Source organism: Bacillus sp. FSL K6-1338, from assembly GCF_038006965.1.
Lineage (GTDB): Bacteria > Bacillota > Bacilli > Bacillales > Bacillaceae_G > Bacillus_A > Bacillus_A thuringiensis_S.
This window is the reverse complement of the sequence record NZ_JBBOWI010000001.1, coordinates 3,399,248-3,416,121: the sequence shown is the minus strand read 5'-3', so window position 1 is coordinate 3,416,121 and position 16,874 is coordinate 3,399,248. Positions and strand designations below refer to the sequence as shown.

Below are 16,874 nucleotides of genomic sequence, written 5' to 3'. Positions count from 1 at the left end.
TTATAAACTCCTCTCATATGTGCGGAATTTTGTTGGACAACGTACATCCCATAGGTTGTCTACATTTTATAGTATAGAGCACTTTTTACTATAAATGAAATGAGATGATTGTGTGCCTTTTATAAATCGTTTTACGACAACAGTACCTGGTGCCGTCACGTTCACTGGGAATACACTGGGACTTAGTCCTACATCACCTGCACCAGGTAATATTTTTGGTACACTTGCTGTGTTTACGACAGTAAATACAGCATTGCAAGTACCAGGATTCCCAGCAGGGACAACAGATGAATGGGAATTGAATTCTTCAAGTGCAATTTTAAATCTTCCAGCGGGAAGCAGTGTGTTATATGCAGAATTAGTTTGGGCTGGTACGTTCCGGACTGATACGGAAGATGTGTTACCATTTTTAAATGATAACATTACATTTACAACGCCAGCAGGGACGTTTTCTGTTACGCCAGATCCTGTTACCGCGCAGCAAGGTTCAGTAGGAAACCAGTTTTATTATGCTCGCTCTGCCAATGTAACGAATCTTGTTAGTGCAGGTGGAGCAGGAACATATACAACGGGTGCTGTGCCAGCTGCAAGAACTTCAGCCGACCCAACAATCAGTCGTTCAGCTGGATGGACGCTTGAGGTTGTGTATCAAAATGCCAATTTACCACTTCGAAATTTGTCAGTATATGCAGGTCAAGAAATTATTGATGCTTCATCACCACCAGTTGATGCCACTATTTCAGGATTTGCTACTCCAGCTACAGGAGCTGTAACAGGACGAGTGCTCGTAACTGCTCAAGAAGGTGATTCTAACATTGTTGGAGATCAACTTCGCTTTGGACCGAATGCAAATGCTACAGTTGCATTATTCGGACCAAGAAATCCTGCGAATAATTTTTTTCAGTCACAAATTTGTAATGACAGTGGAAATTTAGATACGAGTGGCACGTTTGGAGATTTGAATCAGCCGTTAGGGATAGCTTTGGCCGTCCGAAGACAGGGGTGGGATATTACAAATGTAGATGCCTCCTCATCTTTAGTAAACAATCAAACATCAGCAACGGTTCGATTCGTTACTAATGGAGATGGATACGCTGCAGCTGGTTTTGGGGTTCAAATTGATGCAACGGGGCCAATTATTAATCCTGTTAAATCGGTCAATAGAACAGTTGCAGGAGTTGGAGATATTCTTACCTACACAATTACAGTTCCTAATACAGGTACAGGAAGTGCAGAAAATGTTATATTACAAGACAGTATTCCGAACGGAACGACGTTTGTTACAGGTAGTGTAACAGTAGGTGGAGTAACACAGCCGAATGCGAACCCTGCTAATGGAATTAATTTAGGCACAATCCCAAATAACACGCAAAGAATTGTTACATTTCAAGTACGAATAACATCGTTTCCGAACCCAAATCCTATTCCAAATCGTGCAATGGTGTCATATCAATTCCGTCCTTTCGTTAGTAGTCCTCCTATTACAAGTACGTCTTCTTCAAACACAGTACAAACGACAGTGAATCAAGCGACTATAAGTATGCAAAAATCTGTAGATTTACAGACGGCAACGCTTAATGATGTATTAACGTACACAGTTAATGTCACAAATAATGGGAACGTTACTGCAAACAATGTTATTTTTGTTGATAGTATACCTGCTGGAACAACATTTGTTCCAAATAGCGTTACAGTGAATGGAGTAGCACGCCCAGGAGCGAATCCAGCAAGTAGTATAAATCTTGGAAGTATTAATGCTTCGCAAACGACTATAGTGCGCTTTCAAGTTCGAGTAACATCTAATCCTCTTGTCAATCCAATTCCCAATCGTGCAAGTGCTACATTTACCTTTACTCCAGTGCCTGGTCAACAACCAGTTTCAGGGCAAGCGACAAGTAACACTGTAGTTACGACCGTTAACATAGCTGATATAAGAACGAGAAAAACAGTGGATAGAGCTTTTGCGACGGTAAATGATGTTCTTACGTACACTGTTACAATTGAAAATACAGGAAATGTACTTGCGACGAACGTTATTTTTCAAGATCCGATCCCAATTGGAACGACATTTATCGCAAATAGTGTGACTGTGGACGGGGTTTCACAACCTGGGGCAAATCCAGCAACTGGGTTTACAGTAGCTAATATATCTCCTGGCGGAAGTAGGACTGTTACATTTCGAGTACGAGTTACATCTACACCATCGGGAGGTACGATTGCGAATCGCGGAAATGTGTCTGCTAATTTCGTCGTTATTCCGAATCAGCCACCGATAACAATTAATAGACAAACGAATACAGTTGTGACACAAGTTAATACAGGCGGTTTAAATGTAATAAAAGAAGTGAATACAACGCAAGCGGCGGTAGGGGATACTTTAACATACACAATTGCCGTCCAAAATACAGGAAACGTTCCGTTAACAAATGTATTTTTCCAAGACCCTATTTCTTCTGCTGTTTCATTTGTTGCAAATTCTGTAACAATTAATGGAGTATCGCAAAGTGGATTGAATCCGAATACAGGATTTTCTCTTCCGAATATTCCTGCGGCTCAAACAGTTGTAGTCACATTTGACGTATTAATTGTACAGGATCCAGAAAATGAAGATATTTTAAATCAAGCAAATGTAACAGCAAGTTTTCAAGTGAATCCGAGTGAACCACCAGTAACCATCAATGTTCCGAGTAATGTTGTGAATACGACAGTACAAACAGGGAACTTTGAAGTTGTGAAATCAGTGAATACGGCTGTTGCAACTGTAGGGGATATTTTAGTATATACAATCGAAGTTATAAATGCAGGTAGTGTACCAGCTACAAATGTATTTTTCCAAGATTCAATTCCACAAGGGACATTATTTATTGAAAATAGTGTAGTTGTGAATGGTGTTTTACAAGAAGGGGCAGATCCAGAACTTGGATTCCAATTAAATGATTTGCCTACTGGCGCGAGTGTTATTGTTACGTTTGAAGTATTAATTGATGAAATTCCCCAAGGGAATAATGTCGTAAATAATGCGAATGTAACTGGAGATTTCCTTGTAAATCCAACAGAGCCACCGATTACTGTAACAGTACCAAGTAATACTGTTATGACGATTGTGAATTCTTCAGGGTTAAATGTAATGAAAAGTGTAAGTGCTACTGAAGCCGGTGTAGGAGATACGTTAACGTATACAGTTCGTATACAAAATAGTGGAACGGTGACAGCGACAAATGTATCATTCCTTGATCCGATTCCAGTTGGAACCACTTTTGTAGCGAATAGTGTAACAATAAACGGGACACCTCAACCAGGTTTAAACCCGACAATTGGATTTCCACTTGCTAATATTCCAGTAGGAGGTATGGTGACGGTCACTTTTCAAGTGGCAATCACGAGTGTACCACCAAATAGAGTTCTTCCGAATAATGCGAATGTAACTGCTGATTTCCAAGTAAGTCCTCTCCAGCCACCAATTACAATTGTAACGATTAGTAATATTGTTGTGACGCGAGTGAATGTAGGATCACTTAATGTAATGAAGAGTGTAAATACACCACAAGCCGGTGTAGGAGATACGTTAACGTATACGATTCTTATTCAAAATACAGGAACTGTTCCTGCAACAAATATTGTTTTTCAAGATCCAATTCCGTCTGGTACTGCGTTTGTAACAAATAGTGTGACGATAAATGGAGTTGTTCAGCAAGGTGCGGATCCTATGCTAGGTTTCCCGGTACCAAATATTCCGGTCGGGCAAACGGCTACGATTACGTTTCAAGTTACAGTGACGAGTGTTCCGAGCGGTGGAAATATAAGAAACCAATCGAACGTTACTGCAAGTTTTCTTATAAATCCAGCAAACCCTCCAATAACGACTGTTACAAATAGTAATTTTGTTGTGACGCAAGTAAACACAGCACAGTTAAATATACAAAAATCTTCATCTGTACAACAAGCAGCACTTGGAGAAACTTACACGTATTCTGTTGTCATTCGGAATAACGGTACAGTAACAGCAACGAATGTCTCTTTCCTTGATCCAATTGCTTTAGAAACAACATTTGTAGCAAACAGTGTAACGATAAATGGAACGCTACAACCTGGATTTGACCCAAATGTTGGTTTCCCGCTTCCTAATATTGCTGCTGGAACATCATTGACAGTAACGTTCCAAGTTACGGTAGTTGCACCGTCTACACGTGGAGCAGTATTAAATACAGCATCTGCTACAGCCACTTTCTTATTAAATCCTTTACAACCACCTGTAACAACCACGAATTCAAGTAATACAACGGTAGTTACAATACCGTTACCTCCTCCTGGTGAAGTAACAGCAACAAAAACAGTTGATGTTGCAACTGGGGCCGTTGGGGATGTATTAACGTATACTGTGCTCATTTCAAACGTAGGAATTATCCCTGTTACAGATGTGTTCTTCCAAGATGTCATACCAGAAGGAACGACGTTTGTTGACAATAGTGTAACGATAGGTGGAGTGCAGCAACTTGGTTTAAATCCAGAAATAGGATTTACAGTTACTCCATTATTAATCGCTGGTGGAAGTATTGAGGTCACATTCCAAGTGACGATTACAGAAATTCCAGATAATGAAGTCATATTAAATGATGCAGATGTTACATTTACTTCACAACCAAATCCGCAGGAACCACCGATTACGGAAACGATATTAACAAATTTAGTCGTTACGACAATTAATATAGCGTTTATTTTTCCATTGAAACTAGTAGATAAAGAAGTAGCGACGGTAGGAGAAATATTAACGTATGATGTATTGATTTTTAATTTCGGAACAGTGCCAGCGACGAATGTTCAATTTATCGATACTACTTCCGCGGGTGTAGCATTTGTACCAGGAAGTGTGAGCATAAACGGGGTACCAGCACCAGGATTAGATCCTTTCATTGGTTTTACAGTTCCAGATATACCTGTCGATGATTTTGTACTTGTCACATATCAGGAAGTGGTTACAAGCATACCAGAAGGTGGAACGATTGTTAATTTTGTAGACGTTACAGCTACATTTGCTGTAAGTGAAACAGAACCGCCTATTACGGAAACAACGACAAGTAATACGACATTAACAGAAATCAATGAGCCTGGTTTGAATGTTTTAAAATCAGTGAGTCAGCCGGTTGTTGCAGTAGGCGATACAATCACATATACAACAGTAGTTCAAAATACAGGAACAGTGCCAGCAACGAATGTTCAATATAGTGATGTATTACCTTCCTCTATAGCATTCGTGCCGAACAGTGTAACGATAGATGGTGTGTTACAACCTGGATTCAATCCGAATAACGGATTCCCGCTTCCAGATATAAATCCAGGTGAAAGTGTAGAAGTCACCTTCCAAGTAACCGTTGTTAGTGCGCCATCAAACGGAACAATTGCCAATACGGCAAATGTAACTGGAAGTTTTGTATTAGTACCAGGAGAACCACCAGTTATAGTAACAGAGCCGAGCAATACAACACTTACAACTGTAAATAGAGGGCAATTTAATGTTATTAAACAAGTAAATAGGGTTGCTACTCTCGTTGGAGATATATTAACGTATACGGTTCAAATAACGAATACAGGAACAGTAACAGCTAATGCTGTTCAGTTTGTTGATACCATTTCAGCAGGGGCGTCATTTGTACCAAATAGTGTAACGATAAATGGAGCCTCGCAACCAAACTTAAATCCAATTACTGGATTTGGAGTTGGAGATATACCGGTAGGTGAAACAGTTATAGTGACGTTTCAAGCGACAGTTACAAACATCCCGTCATCAGGAACAATTACGAACGTTGCAAATATAACAGGAAGCTTTACTTTAGTGCCAGGAGAACTACCAGTTGTAGTAACAGAGCCGAGTAATACGACGATAACTAGAGTGAATAGAGGACGATTCAGCGTTATAAAATCTATAAATAAAGAAGCGACACGATTAGGAGATACGTTAACGTATAGTGTGCAAGTTACAAATACGGGAACGGTAACAGCAACGAATGTTCAGTTTATCGATGTTCCATCACCTAGTTTAGAATTCGTTCCTGGAAGTGTACAAATAAATGGGGTTCCGCAAGTAGGTTTAGATCCATTTGTAGGCTTTGCATTGCCTGATCTTGCAGTAGGGGATAGTGTATTAATTACATTTGAAGTAAATGTAATCGCAGTTCCGCCTTCTAGTAGCATTATGAATACAGCAAGAGTAACGGGAGATTTCGAATTGATTCCAGGAGAACCTCCGTCTACAATTACAAATTCAAGTAATACGACGGTTACGCCGGTAAATAGAGGCAGCTTAGATATGCTAAAAGAAGTAGACCATTCAGTTGTTGGTGTAGGAGAAACGGTAACGTATACTGTTCGTATATTAAATACTGGTACTGCTGATGCAATGAATGTTCAATTTATCGATGTGCTATCTCAGGAAGCTGATTTCATTCCAAATAGTGTAACGATAAATGGGGTTCCGCAACCGGGGTTAAATCCGCAGATTGGATTTACGATACCTGATATACCAGTTGGTGAGACGGCACTTGTAACATATGAAGCTACGATTACAAGTTTTCCGGATGGTGGAACAGTAGTAAACGTTGCTGGAGCGTTAGCAGAATATATTTTAGTACCAGGAGAGCCGCCAGTTACAGTGATGGACACGAGCAATACAGTTATTGTAACGGTAAATACTGCAATCTTATTTGTTGCAAAAGGAGCAAACTTTGAAGTAGCAATGATAGGGGATGTTGTCACTTACGGAATCGCTGTTATAAATGATAGTACAGTTCCTGTGACCAATATTGTGTTAACAGATATCATTGATCCGAATACGCTATTTATAAATGGTACGGTAACGGTAAATGATGTACCTCTTCCATTTGCTAATCCGAATACTGGTATTCCGTTAGGTGATTTTCAGCCAAATGATGCAGCAATTATTAATTTCCAAGTTGTAATAACAGGAGGGCAAGTAAATAATTTAGTTACAAATACCGCTACAGCGAATGGGCTCGCAACTGTAAATCCGAATGAGCCGCCAGTAGTAGTTGAAGGTGATAGTAATACAGTTGTTATCCCGTTTATTCCTCAAAATGTCTCAACGACAGTCGTAAAAACGGCAGATTTACAGGCAGCAACAATTGGAGATGTCATTACGTTTACGACAGTCATCACAAATACGGGTGATACTGTAATGCAAAATATTCGTTTTCAAGATATGTTAGATAGTAGTGTTCGATTTGTTCCTGGAAGTGTAACGGTTGATAATAGGCCAGTGCCGAATGTAAGCCCGGCAGTAGGGTTTCTTATCGGAATTTTAAATCCTGGTGAAGCAAGGACAGTTTCGTTCCAAGTAGCAGTACAGAGCGCGCCAAATGGCTCAGGAAATTATATAAATCAAGCGAGTATTCGTTTTGAACATCAAGTAGGCACAGTATTGCCACCTGTTACACAAATAGTAGAAAGTAACATAGTTGTCATTCCATTTGTTCCAACGATTGAACAAATTTGTGAAACAAACTTTAATTGCTTAGATAAAATTCCATTTCAATGTTCTCCGTGTAATCATTTGCATGGACATAAAAAATAAAAACAGAAAGAGCATCCTGAAAAATAATTGGATGCTCTTTCTGTTTTAATCATATAGATTCATTTTCGGGTGAGGTGAAAAATTCGTCGGTTTTGTCGGAGAGTAGTAATGGAATGGCTCCTTTTATAACAGAAATGTCCCAGTCCCACCATGCGAGATTCTCTAGTTTGTCAATCGTTTCTTGTGGGAAACGATATCGAACAAATTTTGCAGGATTACCAGCTACAATTGCATACGGGGGTACGTCTTTTGTAACAACGCTTCTGGCGCCGATAATGGCCCCGTTACCAATTGTAACACCAGATAAAATGCAGGATTGATAACCAATCCATACATCATTGCCGACTACGATATCACCTTTTGAAGAAGGGTGACCAGTAATATGTGCTCCTTCATCAAAAAGTGCATTAAATGGATAAGTTGTTATCCAGTCTGCGCGATGTTCACCGCCGAGTATGAAAACGACTTCTTCTGCTAATGAACAAAACTTACCTATTTTTAATTTTGTTTCATCGTTCCAAGAAAAAATGGTTGGCCCTACTTTACTATAAGTATAATCACCAATATCATATTTATTATATTCAGGTTTTTGATTTAAATATAACATGCTTTTTCAGCCTCCTTTCTCAATTAAGCGATACGTATGGAATATTATATGCAAGATGTAGTAATGTGAACTGTATTAAATGTGAACTGTATTAATAGGTGAAATGAAAAAAAGGGAGTGGGATGTATGCGATACGAAATGGGTTTATATAATAAACCGTTTCAGTCAATTCAATCAGGAAAAAAAGTATATGAAGTACGCCTATACGATAAAAAACGTCAACTAATAAACAAAGGCGATGAAATCGTATTTACGAATCTTACGACGACAGAAATGATGACGGTAAAAGTAACGGAAATAAAGCGATACGAGAGCTTTAAATCTATGTATGAACAAATTGATAAAAAATTATTGGATTGTGAGAATGATAGTTTAGAGGAAATGTTAGAAAGTACATACAAAATATATACGAAAGAACAAGAAAAAGAGTGGGGAACAGTCGCGATTCGTATTGAGGAAATAAAATGATAAGAAATCGCGGGGCGGCTATCATTGTACAGGAAGGGAAAATTGCTCTTATAAAACGTATTCGAGAAGAGGAAACATATTATGTTTTTCCTGGCGGAGGGGTTGAGGAAGGTGAAACGCCTGAAGAGGCAACGAAAAGAGAGGTATATGAAGAATTAGGGCTACATATAAAAGTGGAGCACCTTATTGCAAAGGTAAAATATAAAGGAAATGAATATTATTATTATGGTGCCTATATTACAGGCGGAGTGTTCGGAAGTGGAACAGCTGAGGAATTTCAGCGGGAAGGTAGAGGAAGTTATATTCCGTTATGGCTACCGATAAACGAGTTGGAAAAAGTGAATATAAAACCTTATGAAGTGGTCGGAAATATATTTAATCATTATAAAATATAACGTCTGACAACATACAAAAAAAACCATTGACATAGGCTTCTGATTTAAGTATTGTATTCGAGTATGTTTATAATCAGGAGGTTTATATGAGCAATCAAACTACTACACATCATGTGAAAATGACAACAGCGGATCCATCTGGAATTGGTCTATTTGGATTAGCAATGGTAACACTTGTAGCATCATCTCAAAAGTTAGGCTTAACAGATGGCGTTTCACTTGTATTACCATGGGCAATCTTTTTAGGAGGATTTGCACAAATCTTTGCTTGCATTCACGATGCAAAGCATAACAATACATTCGGTACGACAGCATTTGGTGCGTACGGCCTATTTTGGTTAGGTGTTGGAATGACTTGGTTAATTCAACTTGGAGTATTTGGCGAAAAATTAGCACAAGCTGCAGATTCAAAACAGCTTGGTGTAGCCTTTATCGGATATTTGATTTTCACAATCTTTATGACGATTGGTGCAATGGAAACACATAAAGTATTATTTATGATCTTTGTCCTTATTGATTTCTTATTTATTGGTCTTTCATTAAGTACTTTAGGTGTTATGCCGCACGCAATGCATAATTTAGCAGCATATTCTGAACTTCTTATTTCATTATTATCTTTCTACGGTTCAGCAGCAGCAGTGTTAAATACACACTTTGGAAAAGTTGTTTTACCAGTAGGAAAGCCTTTTGGTATTTTTAAAAAGTAATAAAAAAGCACAGATGATTGTATAGTCATCTGTGCTTTTTTATTTATCCCGCTATTTGCCGGGCAGTAAGACCCCCCACCTCAAAATTCAGTGGAAGCAAAGAAGTTAGGTGAGGGCCCTGCTGCCCGTAAAAGTCCGATTGGTTCAACTAATAATGAGTGGGGGATGAACAAAACTCCCACTCATTAAAGTTTCACTTTATTTGAAATAAGTAATGTAAATAAAAGTAGAAAAAATCAATTGAAATTGATTCTCATTATTAATATAATGAGAATGAGAATCATTTATTGTTAGAGGGGGATGCCAAAGTGGCAAAAATTTTAATAGCTTATGCAAGTATGTCAGGAAATACAGAGAGTATTGCTGATTTAATTAAAGTTAGTTTAGATGCTTTTGATCATGAAGTAGTATTGCAAGAAATGGAAGGCATGGATGCTGAAGAATTATTAGCTTATGATGGAATCATTTTAGGATCTTATACGTGGGGCGATGGTGAATTACCATTTGAAGCGGAAGATTTTCATGAGGACTTAGAAAATATAGATTTAGCTGGGAAAAAGGTAGCGGTATTCGGATCAGGTGATACGGCGTATGAACTATTTTGTGAAGCGGTAACGATATTTGAAGAACGTCTTGTAGAACGCGGTGCAGAGCTTGTACAAGAAGGGCTGAAAATTGAATTAGCTCCAGAAGATGAAGAGGATGTTGAAAAATGCAGTAATTTTGCAATTGCATTTGCTGAGAAGTTCTAAGAATGGGAGTGTCAACGTGGAGACAATGTTAAGTGCAACTGCTATTGCAAAGTTAAGAGATGGAAAACTGTTGTTAGCTACTACATATAATGGCTTATTTATTGAACAAGACGGAGAATGGAAACGAATTTTAAATGGTTTTCAAAAACGAATTAGGGATTTACATAGCGAAGATAATGTAGTTTATGGTGTAGGTGACGAAGGGATTTTTATTCGTAGTATGAATGGTGGAGAGAACTGGACAATTCAGCGTTTTCCAACAAAAGCAACGAGTTGGAATGTATGTAGCAATGTACAAGGAACTGTCATTGCTCATGGAGAAAAAACGCTGTATCTTTCTAATAATTTCGGTTCGACATGGGAGACTATTCATCCGTTTCTTGAGTATGGCAGTGCGGCACCGTCTATTCGATCGTTATTTTTATATAAGCATTACTTATTTATTGGTACGAAAATACATGCTAAATATGGTGGTGTTTGGCTCTTTGATTTGAAGACACGTAAATTAAAGAGGATTAAAATTGCGATGAATCAAATGATCTCCGCGTTGACTTTACACAATTCTTATTTAGTAGCGGCAAGTGGATCGTGCAAGGGAGTTAGCGGGAATATTTCTTATTGTAAAATAGATGAAAGTATTGCGAGTGAAAAAATATATTGGCATACATGTCAAAGTGAGCAGAAAGCAAGTAGTTATTTAGACTTAAGTGTAGATCAACATGTTTTATATACAACTTCAACACAAAATAAGGCGGGTATTAGTAGTGTGTGCCGTGTGCTTCTTGACGAAGGTATTGTTACAGTATGTGATTCAGTTAAAGGGCACGGATGGCGCATTGTTAATCAAAAAGATGGTTATGTAGTAGCCGGATCAGGCGAATTAAAAGCAATGCAGTGGGAAAAAAATAATTTAAGAAAAAAACTTTACTTTTATTATATTGATATGATATAGTGTATTTAAACCATTTTACTTTTAATAATATAGAGATTTAAATGAGCTGTAACTTCCGAGGAGGATAGCAATGTTAAATCTCCTCAGGGGTTGCAGTTTTTTAATATCTGGCTTATTATTGTAAGGTGGTTGAAAATGAATATGTACATATAGGTACATTGTAGGAGGATTTTTTTCATGCAAAACGGTAAAGTAAAATGGTTTAACTCAGAAAAAGGTTTCGGTTTCATCGAAGTTGAAGGCGGAGAAGACGTATTCGTTCATTTCTCAGCTATCCAAGGCGAAGGCTTCAAAACTTTAGAAGAAGGTCAAGAAGTTACTTTCGAAGTAGAACAAGGTAACCGTGGACCTCAAGCTACTAACGTAAACAAGAAGTAATTTTTGAAAAAAGAAGGGCTCGCCCTTCTTTTTTTTGCATTTTTATAGATGTCCTCCTACTTACATATCATAACGAGACTGAATTTTCATTTATTTATTCGGAGTATTTTTGTATAAAGTACATGAATAAATAAATACTGAAAATAGAGTGTTTGTGTGAAAAGGAATTTAGAAAGAGGTAAATAAATTGAAAAACGCTACACATTTCATTGTGTTTGATATTGAGAGGAATTTCAGACCGTATAAATCAGAAGATCCGTCAGAAATAGTTGATATCGGAGCTGTAAAAATAAAAATAGGTACAATGAAGATAATTGAAGAGTTTTCGGAGTTAGTAAAACCAAGTGCACGATTAACTCGTCATACGACAAAATTGACTGGAATTACAAAGGAAGATTTAATTGGTGTAGAAAAATTCCCTCAAATTGTAGAGAAATTTATTCAGTTCATCGGCGAAGATTGTATATTTGTTTCATGGGGAAAAGAAGATTATCGCTTTCTATCTCATGATTGTGCATTACATGGTGTTGAATGCCCAAGTATAGAAAAAGAAAATAGAATTGATTTGCAAAAATTTGTTTTCCAAGCGTATGAAGAATTATTTGAACATACGCCAAGTTTACAATTTGCAGTAGAACAGCTCGGTTTAACATGGGAAGGGAAACAGCACCGAGCTCTAGCAGATGCTGAGAATACAGCAAATATACTTCTTAAAGTATATAGCGAGAGAGATATTCATAAACGGTACAAAAGACATGGCGAACTGGAACTTGTAAAGGACGGGAAACTAACGGAAAAAGCGAAAAAAAAGATGCGAAAATGGGTGTTTAAAGAACTAAAGAAAAATACAGAACGCTCTTTTGAATGGAGTACATTTGAAAGTAGTGACACGTGGGAAAGTATTACGGAAAGATATTATATAAGTGAAAATACAGTAGAACTGCTGAAAAAACATTTTCGTACGGCAGTGCGAAAAGCAGAACGGCAGATTAGGTATTTGGCTGAGATGGAGGAGAATGTAGAGGTTAAATGACATTCTCCTTTATTTCTAGCTACATAAATTTAACATCATTATATTGATGGATGAATAAAGTATTCATATTAAATAGGAATTGATTTGTTGTGATTGGGCCATTATAATTGCTTTGAAAATTAAGGGGCGGTAAGAATTTTTAAATACATTCATAAAATTAGAGCCCATAGAAATGAAAGAGGATACAGTTAAATGGAAGCAATCTTCAACATTGTAACAGTTGTAGTTTTGGGGATAATATTTACCACGCTATCAGCAGTAATTATACTTCCTTTCATAGCAAAGAAGAAGAATTGGAAAAAGCTTAATATATCTTTAAAGCGTGGTGTATTAAAGATTAAAATCGAAGAGTAAAATATGAGTTTTATACAAGGGAGGTGTGATAGTGATAGACTTGGATATTAAAGACGTCACCGTACAGATGGAATTAAACGGTGTCTTTTGGAATGAGGATGGGGTTGCTGAAATGACGGTGACTACAAAAGCTGAGCATTCTCTTCTTCTTCGTTTAGTAGTTGACTTAAAAAGTAAAACTATTAGGGCGACAAGTGCCGACATAGTAAATGGATTCTGCCCTCTGTGCAAACAGAAAAAGGACAAATGTAGTGAACTTAATGACTTGCAAAACAAAATGGAAATTTTAGAAGAAGCCTACGATTGGGTGAGAGAGCATCCGGAATATCGTTTTCAATTATCTTTTTACGAGTATAATAAATTTGAGGTAGTGAAGTGAAGTTTTCATTTTACCAACATACATAGTGACTACTCTAATGGAAATACGCTTGCACAACAAGGAAGGAATTTACTTGATTCTGCGACAATTGATATCTTGAATCAATAATAATTTTTAAAAATAAGCATATTTTTGTTATAAATCAGGAAAAACGATTCTATTAAGAATCGTTTTTTAATATAAACATCAACTAAGCTCAAAATAAAAGAGCGCTTATTAAAAGCGCCCAATAAAAACAGATATATGGAAGGATTTATTCAATCCCGTTCGGATCATACGAATACTGTTGCTTATTCTCAATCCGCTCAATCACATCTTGCAGCTCATCTGGCTTCAGAAACTCAATAGGAGAGAAGCCCTTTTCAAATGTAAGTGTGTCTGCTTCAATCATAAGTACATATCGGTCATTTACCTTCGCAATATGTATTTGATCCCCGAAATCAGCAAGTAACGCCTTCACAGAAATATGGTCTGCTTTTAGCTTTAATTCCACTTCAGGAGCATGCTCAACGATTTGAGCGGTAGCTTCCATTACTTCTTCGGTTGAAAATTGTTCCATAATTTCGCGTTTCGGACTGGCAGCCCATACTTCTATCGCTTGGTCGAATTGTTCGCGTTCTTCTGTACCTTCTTCAAATACCTCTTCAATTTGGTCGTATACCATGTCCATTACTTGTGTTTTCATAATTTCAGGCATAGAGCGTTCATATTCGACGAATTTTAAGAAGTCTTCAAAGTAGCGGGCGTGTGATGCTTGGTGAATTTTTAATTCGCCCACTTCGACCATACCTTCTTCAGGCATGTACGGATATTGGATAGATTTCATATTCTTTGTTGTGATGGCCATTTCAACGTTACGAATCAGTGTTGATTCATCAGAAATAGAAGCCACCTTTGGTTCGAAGTCGCATTTCATTACAAATACGAATGGATCATCAAAGTATTTGCGTAGTTTTGCCTGAGCAATTAAAAATACACCACCGCGTACAGCGCTTGTGTCAAGATATGTATAAACGAGAGGTTCGCTCATATCTTTAAAGTTTTCCTTTGTTTCTGCAAAGCGAATACGATTAAAAAGGTTGTAATGAGGGTTTGAATCAAGTTCGTGCCCTTCTTCTACAATAAAGCGACCAATTTTTGTTGGGGCTTGTTCGGTTTTTGCATGACGTTCTACTTTTCGCTTCGATATTTTTAATAACTCACCATTCAAAAATTCTTTTAAGGAGCTATCTTCATACTCTTCAGCGTCTAAAGTTTGAAAATGTTTGTAGCGTTTATCAACTGCTTCACCTTTTCCTTCTACTTGTACAACATAAAAGGAAAGATAATTTATTTCAAAATCCATATTTATCACCTTGTTTCATTTCATTAACTCTTATCAGTATAGAGATGGAAAAAACTTTCGTCAATTTATATAAAGGAAGGGGGAGCCCCTTCCTTTATATAATTTTTATCCCGCTATTTGCCGGGCGGGCTGCCCGTAAAAGCCCGATTGGTGAAGGTTGATTAAAGTTTCACTTTATTTTCTCGATTAAAATCCGTCTTCTAATGCTGCGAATGGAATGTTTAGTCTGTTTTCTACTGTGCGTAAACGTTGGTTTAAGCGGTTTAGTCTACGTGTATGGCGCTCAACTGTATTTTCTAGTTGACGTACTCTTTGTTCAAGCTCATTTACGCGTCTTTCTAATTGGCGATTTCCAGTGCCAGGAAAAGAGATTGGAAGTTGGAATTGTCTATTTTGGTCATATGGATTCGTTTGCTCTGCTTGATCTGCTTGATCTATATAAGATTGGTATTGTGCTTGTAAGTCATACTGTGGTTGTTGGTACGCATATTGATTATATGGATCATATGGATTGTAGGGATACATAATAACATCCTCCATTTCTTTAAAATAGGTTGAATTCACCATAATGTATGTGCAAAAGCGGAGCGGTGGCACGGCAAATACCTATTTATGTTGAGGGATTTTTCTTTATAAAAAATAGCTTGAGGGTTTTTGATTTGTATTTCTTTTGCTTAATGGTATATACTGGATAAAAGGGAGAGTTTACATAAAAGTTACAATTCTATCAAACTCAAACTTTTATGTAAATATGTATAGACATTTGTAAAAGAAAAGAGTAATTTATATAGAGTGAAAAATAACTTGTAACATTTTATAAACATATTGTAAAATGATTGTAACAAAACATACATAAAAATGAAATAAATACATAATAGTGATGTTGGGGAAAGGGAGAGAGTATATTGTTCCGTAAAGTAAAGGGTATATTAGTTGGGGTGTTATGTGTAGCTGTAGTGAGTGGCTGTGGTACAAAAGTAAGTGATGTTGCATTGGTAAGTGATATTGGTGGGCACACTGTAGAGGCTAAAGCAGAAGTGCAGGATACTATTAGTTTAGTTGATGGTCGAACTGGTACTGAAGTGAAAAAATTAGATTTATCTGGTTTAGGCTATTTTGAAGATGAAGCGAAATTTAAAAAGTCTGTAACAAAGGTTGTTGGTGAGGTTGGAAAAAGCGTCGACAAAAAAATGGTTCCTTCACGTATAGCACCTGATGGAAGTTGGCAAGAAGGAAAACCTTCTTATGAATTAATGGAAAAAGAATTAGTAGATAAATTGTTAAATGTGGGTATGTGGGATGCTACGTATCAGTTGCCGATCGTGGAGAAAAAACCAGTCGCAACATTAAGTGATGCGCAAGGAAATGGTACGGTAATTGGTAGATATGAAACGAACTTAGGCGGTTCAACAGGTGGCCGTATTGAGAATATTCGTTTGTCAGCAGCGAGCATAAATGGAGTTGTGTTAGCAAAAGGAGACCGTTTCTCTTTTAATTCATTAATCGGTGATACAACACCAGACAAAGGATATCAATTAGGGAAAGAAATAGTTGATGGTAAATTAGTAGATGGATACGGTGGTGGTGTTTGCCAAACATCTTCAACTTTATACAATGCAGCAGATCAAGCTGGCCTGAAAATGGTGGAGAGAACTACACATTCTAAAACGGTAGGTTATGTTCCTCAAGGAAGAGATGCTACAATTGCATATCCATATTTAGATTTAGTATTTGAAAATACGAATGATGCACCTGTGAAGCTTTATATGGGCATTCAGGGTGGAAAGCTAGTTGCTGAAGTTCATAAAATGAGATAAGCGTTAAAAAGCCCCCTTTTCTGAAAGTTAGAAAAGGAGGCTTTTTTTATTATGAAAATAAAAATGTATGTAAATTCTGACTTTTCTTATTTACATAGGATG

The 16,874-nt window shown here is 37.2% G+C and carries 14 protein-coding genes; 11 read left to right on the top strand and 3 right to left on the bottom strand.

The annotated features are described in order from the left end of the window. Positions 1-112 precede the first annotated feature (112 nt). A complete protein-coding gene (locus tag NZ044_RS17435) occupies positions 113-7,585 on the top strand; it encodes a DUF7507 domain-containing protein (RefSeq protein WP_044783425.1) in 7,473 nt (2,490 codons plus the stop codon). 49 nt (positions 7,586-7,634) lie between these two features. Here the strand turns inward: NZ044_RS17435 and NZ044_RS17430 are convergent, their stop codons facing one another. Further along, positions 7,635-8,192 (bottom strand): CatB-related O-acetyltransferase, encoded by a 558-nt coding sequence (locus NZ044_RS17430; RefSeq protein WP_000966310.1) that lies wholly within the window; start codon positions 8,190-8,192, stop codon positions 7,635-7,637. Between the two features lie 126 nt (positions 8,193-8,318). Here NZ044_RS17430 and NZ044_RS17425 point away from each other — a divergent pair, with 126 nt between their 5' ends. From NZ044_RS17425 to NZ044_RS17385, 9 genes are all read left to right on the top strand, one after another. Next, positions 8,319-8,660 carry an ASCH domain-containing protein gene (locus NZ044_RS17425; protein ID WP_001268365.1) on the top strand — a complete coding sequence of 114 codons (342 nt, stop codon included), beginning with the start codon at positions 8,319-8,321 and terminating at the stop codon, positions 8,658-8,660. Then, complete coding sequence (locus NZ044_RS17420; RefSeq protein ID WP_000620836.1) at positions 8,657-9,055, top strand: NUDIX hydrolase; 399 nt, start codon at positions 8,657-8,659, stop codon at positions 9,053-9,055. Before NZ044_RS17425 ends, NZ044_RS17420 begins: the two co-directional genes overlap by 4 nt. 86 nt (positions 9,056-9,141) lie before the next feature. Further along, the gene (locus NZ044_RS17415; RefSeq protein ID WP_000070938.1) at positions 9,142-9,762 is read left to right on the top strand and encodes an acetate uptake transporter; all 621 of its coding nucleotides are present in this window, start codon (positions 9,142-9,144) and stop codon (positions 9,760-9,762) included. Positions 9,763-10,070: 308 nt separating this feature from the next. Next, positions 10,071-10,514, top strand: a complete 444-nt coding sequence (locus tag NZ044_RS17410) for a flavodoxin (RefSeq protein WP_001062758.1) — start codon at positions 10,071-10,073, stop codon at positions 10,512-10,514. 16 nt (positions 10,515-10,530) lie between these two features. Continuing rightward, positions 10,531-11,466: a WD40/YVTN/BNR-like repeat-containing protein gene (locus NZ044_RS17405; protein WP_340949884.1), complete on the top strand. Its 936-nt coding sequence runs from the start codon at positions 10,531-10,533 to the stop codon at positions 11,464-11,466. A gap of 177 nt (positions 11,467-11,643) precedes the next feature. Then, the gene (gene cspB / locus NZ044_RS17400; RefSeq protein WP_001179150.1) at positions 11,644-11,844 is read left to right on the top strand and encodes a cold shock-like protein CspB; all 201 of its coding nucleotides are present in this window, start codon (positions 11,644-11,646) and stop codon (positions 11,842-11,844) included. Between the two features lie 187 nt (positions 11,845-12,031). Continuing rightward, the gene (locus NZ044_RS17395) at positions 12,032-12,877 is read left to right on the top strand and encodes an exonuclease (RefSeq protein WP_000786425.1); all 846 of its coding nucleotides are present in this window, start codon (positions 12,032-12,034) and stop codon (positions 12,875-12,877) included. Between the two features lie 192 nt (positions 12,878-13,069). After that, positions 13,070-13,231 carry a hypothetical protein gene (locus NZ044_RS17390; RefSeq protein WP_000387294.1) on the top strand — a complete coding sequence of 54 codons (162 nt, stop codon included), beginning with the start codon at positions 13,070-13,072 and terminating at the stop codon, positions 13,229-13,231. A gap of 31 nt (positions 13,232-13,262) precedes the next feature. Then, on the top strand, positions 13,263-13,610 hold the full coding sequence (locus tag NZ044_RS17385; RefSeq protein ID WP_000566111.1) for a hypothetical protein: 348 nt from the start codon (positions 13,263-13,265) through the stop codon (positions 13,608-13,610). 253 nt (positions 13,611-13,863) lie between these two features. Here NZ044_RS17385 and NZ044_RS17380 read toward each other — a convergent pair whose 3' ends face one another. After that, positions 13,864-14,955, bottom strand: coding sequence for a DUF3900 domain-containing protein (locus tag NZ044_RS17380; protein ID WP_000345052.1), 1,092 nt, complete (start codon positions 14,953-14,955; stop codon positions 13,864-13,866). Between the two features lie 186 nt (positions 14,956-15,141). Beyond that, positions 15,142-15,480 carry a hypothetical protein gene (locus tag NZ044_RS17375; protein WP_000283709.1) on the bottom strand — a complete coding sequence of 113 codons (339 nt, stop codon included), beginning with the start codon at positions 15,478-15,480 and terminating at the stop codon, positions 15,142-15,144. Positions 15,481-15,860: 380 nt separating this feature from the next. Between NZ044_RS17375 and NZ044_RS17370 the strand changes: the two genes are divergently transcribed. Then, on the top strand, positions 15,861-16,772 hold the full coding sequence (locus NZ044_RS17370) for a VanW family protein (protein WP_000488994.1): 912 nt from the start codon (positions 15,861-15,863) through the stop codon (positions 16,770-16,772). The last annotated feature ends 102 nt before the right edge of the window (positions 16,773-16,874 follow it).